This window comes from Dialister sp. UBA1703, assembly GCA_002320515.1.
Taxonomy (GTDB): Bacteria; Bacillota; Negativicutes; order Veillonellales; family Dialisteraceae; genus Dialister.
In genome coordinates, this window is record DCJJ01000049.1 from 1 (window position 1) to 3,493 (window position 3,493).

Here is a 3,493-nt window from a genome sequence, read left to right on the forward strand (position 1 = left end):
CCCTTAAACAGGGGTGGGCAAGGGATTTACGCTCTGAACTTCCCGCCGGACGCGGTCATTCTGACAGGCGGCAGGCGGAAGGTCTGATGTCTGATAGTCTGACGTCTGAAGATCTCCTTGCTTTCGGAAATACGCCCCGCCGCCGCAAAGCCCGCCGGCGGCTGTCTCCTATTTGACATTCCTGCCATATAGTAGTAATATATTGCCAATTACTTCTATATCGTATTATTTATAAAAGAGCAGAATATGAAGAAGAAAAGTATAGTGGCCCTTGCCCTGGCAGGGTGCCTTTGGATGGGAGGCGGTGCTATGGCTATGGATGTGAATGTGGATTCCGCCACGAAGGATATGCCGGGAAAGGCGGAGAGCATCCTTCTTTCCGTACCGGTGAAGACGCCGCTGATTAACCAGATTTCCGATGTGGTTTACGAGCAGGTGCCCATGCGGGGCTATCCCAATGTGGCCATGAAGATGGATATTCTGCAGCCCAAGTCCGACAAGAAGCTGCCGGCCATCGTCTACGTCACCGGCGGCGGCTTCATCAATGCCAACAAGGATAACGGCATCCAGCTCCGCATGCATCTGGCGGAAGCGGGCTACGTGGTGGCTTCCATCCAGTACCGGGTGGCGCCCACTGCCAAATTTCCCCAGCCTCTGGAGGATGTGAAATCGTCCATCCGGTACCTCAAGGCCCATGCAGACCAGTTCAACATCGACCCTGACCGGGTAGGCATTGTGGGCGGCAGCGCCGGCGGCTATCTCACCGCCATGGCAGGAACCACCAGCGGCACCACTTCCTTTGATAAAGGGGAGAACCTGAACATTTCCAGCGATGTAAAGGCGGCGGTAGACCTCTACGGCCTTTCCGACCTCACCCGCATCGGTGATGATTACAGTGACGCTGTGAAGGAAAACCACAAATCCGCCGGCGCCACAGAGGCCCTCTGGGTCAACGGTTCTCCTGTGTTCGGCGGGAAAGACGGCGGCATCCTGGCCAATCCGGAGGGCGCCGCCAAAGCCAATCCCATTACCTATATTTCCAAAACCAGCACCCCCATGCTCCTCATGCACGGCACGGCGGACACCGTAGTCTCCCCCAGCCAGACGGATCTCCTCTTCCAGGCGCTGCAGAAGAACCACATTCCTTCCAAACGGTACCTGGTGGAAGGCGCCGCCCATGGCGGTATCTACTGGAACCAGAAGGAAGTGCTGGATATTATTACGGAATTCTTTGACTCCTATTTGAAATAAGGGATCTTGGACACGCCTGTCGGCGTGAGGGTTCAAAGGGTTCAAAGGGGAGCGCCCTTTGGGCGCAAGGGGCGCGGCTGGCGCCACAGGTTGGGACTGCCTGTCGGCGGCAGGTTGTGTAGAAGGGTTGCGGAAAAGGTTCACAGGGTTCAGAGGGTTGTGGATTGCCGCTTCGCAGCAATAAATATTATGCCGCCTATCGGCGGCAGGAAAACCAACCACGCGCCTTCGGCGCGTGGTTGGCGTGTTCTCCTCTGGGCGAAAGCCCCGTCAATCTTGAGAACCTCTTCCCTTCTGAACCGGCCCGCTCTGTGGGCGAAGCCCGATGACGGCTTGAACCCGGGCGCCGCAAGGCGCCTCTCCCCTCTTGCTTTCGGGAATACAGAAAGCCATCGTAAATGACACAAAGGAGGAACCATGAAACTGGATGATACCCTGGGCTTTATTCTGGGCCGCGTTTCCAGGAAGGTTCATTACCGGCTGGACCATATTTTTAAAAGCCACCATATTACCATCGAGCAGTGGGTGGGGCTCCGCATGATTGATGAAGAAGGGCCTCTGTGCCAGAAGGACCTGGCCTGCCGCATGGAGAAGAACCAGAACACCATCAAAGCCCTCATCGACCGGCTGGAGGCCAAGGAGCTGGTGACGCGGACAGAAGACCCCAAAGACCGACGGAACCTGATTCTCACCCTTACGGGGAAGGGGGAGTCCCTTCTCGACACCCTGTCCCCGCTGGAGGATGAGGTGAATGAAGCCATCGAGTCCGTCCTGCCGCCGGAGGAGACGGAAACATTGAAGCAGCTCCTTCTGCAGCTGGAAAAGAAGCTGTAAGACAGGTTTATTGAAAACGCAGCCACTGAAACGTTCTGCTTCAGCCGCTGTTTCCATTTCAAAGAAAGGAAATGAAATCATTATGGCTTACTACACAAGCAATGAGGAACATCCCATTGACATTTTGAACATTAAAGGACTGGAGGCAAGGGTGAAGGCCCGTATGGACCCCGGCGCCTTCGGCTACATCCGGGAAGGCGCGGAAGATGAATGGACCATGCGGGAAAATACCCGGTCCTTTGAGGACAAGCACATCGTCCCCCGGGTGCTCCGCGGTATTTCCCATGCAGACCTTTCCACCTCCATTTTCGGCATCCCCCTCAAAACGCCGGTGATTGAAGCCCCCTCTGCCGCCCACGGCCTGGCCCACATGAAGGGAGAGGTAGATACCGCCATCGGTGCCGCCAAGGCAGGCACCCTCTTTGCCATGAGCACCTACGGCAGCACGAACCTGGAAGACGCTGCCGCCGCCTGCCCCGGAGCGCCCCAGTTTTTCCAGATTTACATGAGCAAGGACGACGGCTTCAATGAATTCCTCATCCGCAAGGCTGTGAAGGCCGGCGTGAAAGCCATCATCATGACCGTGGACTCCACCCTGGGCGGCTACAGGGAAGAAGACATTGCCACCAGGTTCCAGTTCCCCCTCCCCATGCCTAACCTGGCTGCCTACGGCACCGCTGACGGCAAGGGAAAAAATATTTCTGAAATCTACGCCGCCGCCAAGCAGGACTTCGTCCCTGCTGACGTCAAGAAACTGAAGGACCTGTCCGGCCTGCCGGTCATCGTCAAGGGCATCCAGTCTCCGGAAGATGCGGACATTGCCATCCAAGCCGGCGCCGACGGCGTGTGGGTCTCCAACCACGGCGGCCGCCAGCTGGACGGCGGCCCCGCCTCCTTTGCCGTGCTACCCTCCATTGCCGCCGCAGTCAACCACCGGGTACCGGTCATCTTTGACAGCGGCGTGAGAAGAGGAAATCACGTATTCAAAGCCCTGGCCAGCGGCGCCGACCTGGTAGCCATCGGCCGCCCCGTCATCTACGGTCTCAACCTGGGCGGAGCCGAAGGGGTGAAGTCGGTATTCGATCATTTCAATAAAGAACTTGCCATCACCATGCAGCTGGCAGGCACAAAGACCATTGAAGAAGTCAAAGAAACAAAACTAATTTGAGCATAGTAAAACCGGGCAGTATTCGCTGCCCGGTTTTGTTGTGGAACAAAGGCGCGGCTGGCGCCTTTGGACACACCTTCGGTGTGAGGGTTGACGGGGCTGCGGCCCGAGGGTTGTGGCCGCCTGCCGGCGGCAGGTTGTGTATCGCTTCGCTCAGGGGGCAACAGCGCCTGCAGCGCTGAGGGTGGCGGATTGCCGCTCTGCGGCAATGCTTATAAAGTCAGCGTTACGGATTTACCT

At 57.3% G+C, this 3,493-nt stretch carries 3 protein-coding genes; all 3 read left to right on the forward strand.

Going from position 1 to position 3,493, the window contains the following annotated elements:
* Positions 1 to 246 precede the first annotated feature (246 nt).
* Complete coding sequence (locus tag B2Y11_RS02300) at positions 247 to 1,251, forward strand: alpha/beta hydrolase (protein WP_291055662.1); 1,005 nt, start codon at positions 247 to 249, stop codon at positions 1,249 to 1,251.
* Between the two features lie 417 nt (positions 1,252 to 1,668).
* Complete coding sequence (locus B2Y11_RS02305; RefSeq protein WP_291055665.1) at positions 1,669 to 2,085, forward strand: MarR family winged helix-turn-helix transcriptional regulator; 417 nt, start codon at positions 1,669 to 1,671, stop codon at positions 2,083 to 2,085.
* A gap of 82 nt (positions 2,086 to 2,167) precedes the next feature.
* Positions 2,168 to 3,253, forward strand: a complete 1,086-nt coding sequence (locus B2Y11_RS02310) for a lactate oxidase (RefSeq protein ID WP_291055667.1) — start codon at positions 2,168 to 2,170, stop codon at positions 3,251 to 3,253.
* The last annotated feature ends 240 nt before the right edge of the window (positions 3,254 to 3,493 follow it).

Bases quoted from the DNA above. Each gene is read 5' to 3' on its own strand.
- B2Y11_RS02310 (WP_291055667.1), top strand. From the start codon at position 2,168: ATGGCTTACTACACAAGCAATGAGGAACATCCCATTGACATTTTGAAC.
- B2Y11_RS02305 (WP_291055665.1), top strand. From the start codon at position 1,669: ATGAAACTGGATGATACCCTGGGCTTTATTCTGGGCCGCGTTTCCAGG.
- B2Y11_RS02300 (WP_291055662.1), top strand. From the start codon at position 247: ATGAAGAAGAAAAGTATAGTGGCCCTTGCCCTGGCAGGGTGCCTTTGG.